The sequence below is a fragment of the Bradyrhizobium sp. genome, assembly GCF_016462955.1.
In the GTDB taxonomy this organism is placed as follows: Bacteria; Pseudomonadota; Alphaproteobacteria; order Rhizobiales; family Xanthobacteraceae; genus Bradyrhizobium.
In genome coordinates this window covers 1-5285 of the sequence record NZ_JAEMSD010000471.1, presented here as the reverse complement: position 1 = coordinate 5285, position 5285 = coordinate 1, and the positions used below count along the sequence as shown (strand labels likewise).

Annotated in this window: 7 protein-coding genes and 1 pseudogene; 5 read left to right on the top strand and 3 right to left on the bottom strand. The window is 64.2% G+C overall.

Annotated elements, in window-relative coordinates; genetic code table 11:
- The first annotated feature begins 93 nt into the window (after window positions 1–93).
- Both JHD07_RS31970 and JHD07_RS31965 read left to right on the top strand, forming a co-directional pair.
- The gene (locus JHD07_RS31970; RefSeq protein ID WP_291629400.1) at window positions 94–480 is read left to right on the top strand and encodes a DUF3775 domain-containing protein; all 387 of its coding nucleotides are present in this window, start codon (window positions 94–96) and stop codon (window positions 478–480) included.
- 41 nt (window positions 481–521) lie between these two features.
- Window positions 522–983, top strand: coding sequence for a host attachment protein (locus JHD07_RS31965; protein ID WP_291629398.1), 462 nt, complete (start codon window positions 522–524; stop codon window positions 981–983).
- Window positions 984–1007: 24 nt separating this feature from the next.
- Here the strand turns inward: JHD07_RS31965 and JHD07_RS31960 are convergent, their stop codons facing one another.
- Complete coding sequence (locus JHD07_RS31960) at window positions 1008–1271, bottom strand: hypothetical protein (protein ID WP_291629396.1); 264 nt, start codon at window positions 1269–1271, stop codon at window positions 1008–1010.
- A gap of 288 nt (window positions 1272–1559) precedes the next feature.
- Here JHD07_RS31960 and JHD07_RS31955 point away from each other — a divergent pair, with 288 nt between their 5' ends.
- Both JHD07_RS31955 and JHD07_RS31950 read left to right on the top strand, forming a co-directional pair.
- Window positions 1560–2006, top strand: coding sequence for a hypothetical protein (locus JHD07_RS31955; protein ID WP_291629394.1), 447 nt, complete (start codon window positions 1560–1562; stop codon window positions 2004–2006).
- 99 nt (window positions 2007–2105) lie between these two features.
- Window positions 2106–2978 (top strand): DMT family transporter, encoded by an 873-nt coding sequence (locus tag JHD07_RS31950; protein WP_291629392.1) that lies wholly within the window; start codon window positions 2106–2108, stop codon window positions 2976–2978.
- An 83-nt stretch (window positions 2979–3061) separates the two neighbouring features.
- Here JHD07_RS31950 and JHD07_RS31945 read toward each other — a convergent pair whose 3' ends face one another.
- Together JHD07_RS31945 and JHD07_RS31940 are read right to left on the bottom strand one after the other, a co-directional pair.
- The gene (locus JHD07_RS31945; protein ID WP_291629391.1) at window positions 3062–3349 is read right to left on the bottom strand and encodes a histone; all 288 of its coding nucleotides are present in this window, start codon (window positions 3347–3349) and stop codon (window positions 3062–3064) included.
- Between the two features lie 66 nt (window positions 3350–3415).
- The gene (locus JHD07_RS31940) at window positions 3416–4807 is read right to left on the bottom strand and encodes a deoxyribodipyrimidine photo-lyase (RefSeq protein WP_291629402.1); all 1392 of its coding nucleotides are present in this window, start codon (window positions 4805–4807) and stop codon (window positions 3416–3418) included.
- Between the two features lie 169 nt (window positions 4808–4976).
- Here JHD07_RS31940 and JHD07_RS31935 point away from each other — a divergent pair.
- A pseudogene (locus JHD07_RS31935) lies at window positions 4977–5285 on the top strand (methyl-accepting chemotaxis protein); the annotation flags it as partial.

Below are 5285 nucleotides of genomic sequence, written 5' to 3'. Positions count from 1 at the left end.
ACTTGATCCTGCGCAATTCGCCACTCTGCCTTGGCTCTTACTGTCGCAATCATGGCAGCGGCGCAGTGCTTGCTGCCGGGCAAGGTGAGCCGGATGCGAGTCATTCCAAATCTATCGATCTCGCCGGAGAAGGTCTTCTTCGTCATCTCGAAATCGCGCCGCTCCGACAGCGAAGCCGCCGGGAGCGGTGTGGCCCTGGATTTCGGCGACGACGACATGGGCTATGGCCGCGGCGGACGCGGCGAAATCACCGACCGTGCCGAGCTTGCAGGCTTCATCCGCGATCTCAATGTCGACGAGCAGATTGGCCGCGGCGACGGTGATCTCTCGGACTGGCGACAACTGCGCGTGCAGGCCGCGCAGGCACACAACCAGCGCACCGCGTCCTACCTGATCGGCACGCCGATGCTCGCCGACTATCTGGAGGAGGCCATGGAGCAGTTCGGCAAGTCCTCAGAGGAATTCGAAGAACAGCTTTGATGCCGGACTCGGCGTCAACGCGTGTGAAGGAGAAGATGCAAATGGACAAGATGAGAATCGAAAAGGGCGACTGGCTGGTCGTGTGCGACGGGCGCAAGGCGCTGATTCTGGAAAATCTCGGCGACGGGATGTTTCCGAACCTTCACACCAAGGAGGTGCACGAGCAGCCCAATCCATCGACCAGCGCGCAAGGAAGCGATGCGCCGGGCCGGCTGCATACCGCTGCCGGCGGCGCCCGCAGCTCGGTCGAGCAGACCGATTGGCACGACGAAGCCGAGCGTGCTTTCCTGCGCAGCCTGGCCGGGCGGCTCGACGCTGCCGTCAACTCCGGCGAGACCACGGCGATGACCATGGTGGCCTCACCGCGCGCGCTCGGTATGATCCGCGCCGACTATTCGGAGGGTGTGCGCAAGGCGCTTCAGGGGGAGATCGGCAAGGACCTCGTCAAGCTGCCGGTCTACGAGATCGAGAAGCAATTGCTGCGGTCGGGGGCTGCCAAATAACGGCGCCGCAGGGCCGGGCGCTCCTCAGTAGCAGGGGTGCCGCCGGCCGTCCTGGCCGATATAGGCGGCCGCGCTGCGGTAGCAACGATTGGTCGCCGGGCCGTCGTAATAGGCGAAAGTGCCGGGGGTGATACCGGGTCCGTAATTGTGCAGATAGCTGATCGGGTAGGGCAGCGGGTTGGCGTAAGAGCGGTGATACCGGTGGCGCCCGTGCGCCTCTGCGAGGCCAGGGGCCAGGATTGCTGCCGTCAGGGCCGCAACCGCGGTGACACGCGCCAACTTGCTCATCTCGATTCTCCGGAACCCGCTCGAATAGGTCAGCCGTTTATAGCAATTTCGGGCGCTCAGGCATTGCTCCAAAGGCTCGAAATCATGGCCGATCCCGCGGATTTTCAGCGGGGTGTGACAGAATTGCCGGCTAGGCGGTCGGAAGTTGCCCATTTTTGGCCTTTTCGGGATGCTTAACGAATTCCCCACTCAAGTATGACCAAGTATTTAGTTCAGGAATCCTGTCGCCGGCCTTTGGGGGCTCCTTCGAGGCCGGTGCACGTCTGAAGGCTGTCGCCGCCACTCGCCATGCGCATCACGCTTTTGAGCCTGTTGTTGCTCTGCTTCGCCGCCGCCACCCCGGCGCGCGCCGAGCTGCGTATCACCCGTGACCATGGCGGCTATGTCGAGGAATACAAGGCCAAGTACAAGCGCGTGCGCGAGAAGGGCGAGCGCGTCATCATCGACGGCATCTGCAATTCGGCGTGCACGCTCGTGCTCGGCATCGTGCCCATGAACAAGATCTGCGTGACGCCGCGCGCGAGCCTCGGCTTCCACCAAGCCTATTACGACAAGGCGTTCACCTTCGGCATCAAGGTCACCAGCGCCGAAGGCACCTCCGATCTCATGTCCTACTACCCCGACGCCGTGAAGGATTGGATTCGCCGCAATGGCGGGCTCACCACGGACATGAAGAAGATCAAGAACGGCGTCGACCTCTGGAAAATCGTCAACCCCTGTCCGGAAGAATGGTGAGCGGCTGAGCTGGACCGCCGCCGGTCCGTCGCAGCGCAGCAATCATGAGGACGAAATTCGCATTGCCGCATGGCGTCCGCTCGGGCAATGAGGGCGGCAATGAACCATAATCAAGAAGCCCTGAGCGCCCGCGCCGCGCCGATCCTGTTCGTCCTGCTCTGGAGCACCGGATTCATCGGCACCAAATACGTCGTCGAGAACGCCGATCCCCTGACGTACCTCGCCATCCGCATGGCGATCGTGGTCGCCCTGATGGCGATCATCGTCGCAATTGCGCGGCCGAAATGGCCTGATGGCATCGGCATCGCGCACAGCGCCGTCGCGGGTATCCTGGTTCACGGTTTCTATCTCGGTGGTACCGCAATTGCGATCGCGCACTCGATTCCGGCCGGGCTCTCTGCGCTGATCCCGGGCCTGCAGCCGATCCTGACCTCGACCATTGCCAATCGCTGGCTCGGCGAGAGGGTGACGCCGTTGCAATGGGCCGGGCTCGTGCTCGGCCTCGGCGGTGTCGTTCTGATCCTGCACAACCGGCCGATGACCGGCGAAGCCGGGCTCGGCTGGCTGGCGTCGGTGGTTTCGCTGATCAGCATCACGCTCGGCACGCTCTATCAGCGCCGCTACTGCAACCAGATCGACTGGCGCGCCGGCAATCTCGTGCAGTATGTCGCCGTCACCATCTTCTTCGCGATCGGGGCTTTCCTGTTCGAGGACCGCGTAGTGCACTGGACACGGGAGTTCGTGCTCGCGCTCGCCTGGCTCGCGGTGGCGCTCTCGATCGGTTCGATCGGGCTATTGTATTGGCTGATCCGCCACGCGGCGGCGACCTCGGTCGCGAGCCTGTTCTATCTGGTTCCGGCCGTGACCGCCCTGATGGCCTATTTGCTGTTCGACGAGAAGCTCGATGCGCTGGCGATCGCGGGCATGGCGATGTGCGCGGCCGCGGTGTTCGTCGTCAACTGGCGAGCCTAAGCGGCCGGGGCCGGGAGATAGTGAGTCGCGGGACTGGTCTCCGGACACGCGCGCATCCGGAGAACCTAGCCAGAGCGCACCGATCAGCGCTTCGCCTTCTTGGCTTTCTTCTTTGCAGCTTTCTTTCCAGCTTTCTTCGGTGATTTCTTGGCGGCCTTCTTCGCGCTCTTCTTGGCCGTTTTCTTCGTCGTCTTCTTCGCAGCCTTCTTGGCCTTCTTCTTGGTGGCCTTCTTCGGCGCGACCTTCTTCGCGACCTTCTTGGCGGCTTTCTTCACCTGCTTGACGGCGGTGACCGCGGCGTCCTTGGTCGCTTCGACGGCGCTGGTGATCGTGTCCATCGCCTGTTCGGTAATCGGCTTTTCGTCGTCCATATCGTCCCCCACGGTTTGTATGGCGCGATCACGATAGCGGGTTTCGAAATTGTGTCAAAGCAACGCTCAACCTTTGCGGATCTTTGCGTACGCGGCGAGTGCGCGCTCGCGTCCCCTGGCGTGATCGACGATCGGCGGCGGATAGGTCTTGCCTATCGTGATGCCGGCGCTTGCGAGTTCGATCGGCGTTGCCTGCCAGGGTCGGTGGATCAGCTTGGCCGGCATGTCCTTCAGTTCCGGGACCCAGCGTCGAACATAGGCTCCGTCAGGATCGAACTTCTCGCCCTGGAGCTGCGGATTGAACACGCGGAAATAGGGCGCAGCGTCCGCGCCGCAGCCGGCGACCCACTGCCAGTTGGCGGGATTGCTGCCGGCGTCCGCGTCGACCAGCGTGTCCCAGAACCAGGCTTCCCCTTCGCGCCAGTCGATCAGGAGGTGCTTGACCAGGAAGGACGCCACCACCATCCGGACGCGGTTGTGCATCACGCCCGTGTGCCAGAGCTCGCGTAGCCCGGCATCGACGATGGGATATCCGGTGCGGCCGCGTTGCCACGCGGAGAGCGCCTTGCCGTCGGGCGCCCAGGGGAAGCCGTCGAAGTTCGTTTGCAGATTCGCGGTGGCAAGGTCGGGGTGATCGTGAAGGAGGTGGCGGCAGAATTCGCGCCACCCGAGCTCGCTCAGGAACTTTTCGACGCCGGGCACGAGGGTCGGATCTTCCGCCGCGGCAAACCGGGCGGCGTGCCAGACCTGGCGCGGGCTGAGCTCGCCGAACCGCAGATGCGGCGACAACCGCGACGTGCCGTCCCGATCGGGGCGGTCGCGGTCGGCGACATAGTCGCGGACTCCTTGCTCGAGGAAGGTGCGCAGGCGCGCTCGGGCAGAGGCTTCGCCCGGTGTCCAGCTCTCGCGCAAGCCGCCCGCCCAATCAGGAGTGCGCGGCTCGAGTTCCCAGCTCTCCAGCCGATCGCTGGCGATCCCCGGCGAAGGGCGCAGCTCTTTGGGCGCGGGCAAGGGCGTCGGCGGATCGCCGAGCGACAGCACGCGTCGCCAGAACGGCGTGAACACGCGCAAGCCGCGGCCCTCCTTGTTGCGTATCGCCGAGGGGGGCACCAGGAGATCGCCAGGGAAGCTTTGCGAGTCGATGCCGAGCTTCGATAGCGTTGCCGAGAGCTGGCTCTCAAGGGCCTGGTGAGGCGCCTGCGCGATTGCGTTCCAGTAGACGGCGCGTGCGCCACTCTCGCGCACCACCTCGGGGATCACCTTGGCCGCAGGTCCTCTGCGCAGGACCAGCGACCCGCCGCGTGCGGCGATCCCGGCCCCGAGCGCCCGCAGCGACTGCGCCAGCCACCAGCGCGCCGCGCCGCCGGGTGCGCGTCCCACGGATTCATCGAACACATAGAGGCAGACCACCGGCTGGCCCGTCTTCGCGGCGGCGTGGAGGGCAGGGTGATCGGTCAGGCGGAGATCGTCGCGAAACCAGACGATGATGGACGGCGGACTTGGCGGGGTCAGGGAGGCCTCGTTTACCAATTGGAAACCATGCCACGAGCGGTGTTGGGGAACCACCGTTAATGCGGCCGTAAGCCGCTTGCACTATTATGCAGGAATTACGGGGGTCATTCCATCCATGTTCAAAGCTTCGCTTGGGAAGTTCTTGCCGCAGTTCAAGCTCGGCACCAAGGCCGTGCTGTGCGCGGTGCTGCTGATCGCAATGAATACGGCATTGGTGGTCGGCGCCGGCTATTGGTCGCTGACATCCGCCTTCAATGATCGCGCGCTGCGGGACATCGAGGTCAATCTTCGTACCCTGGCGCTGGCCTTCAGCGAGACCGTTCCGGCCGCCAAGATCACGGTGCGGGACGGCGCGGTGGTGCGTGCCGAGATCCCGAAAATGCCCGAGCTGAAGGACCATGCCATCGTCGACCGGGCGGTGTCC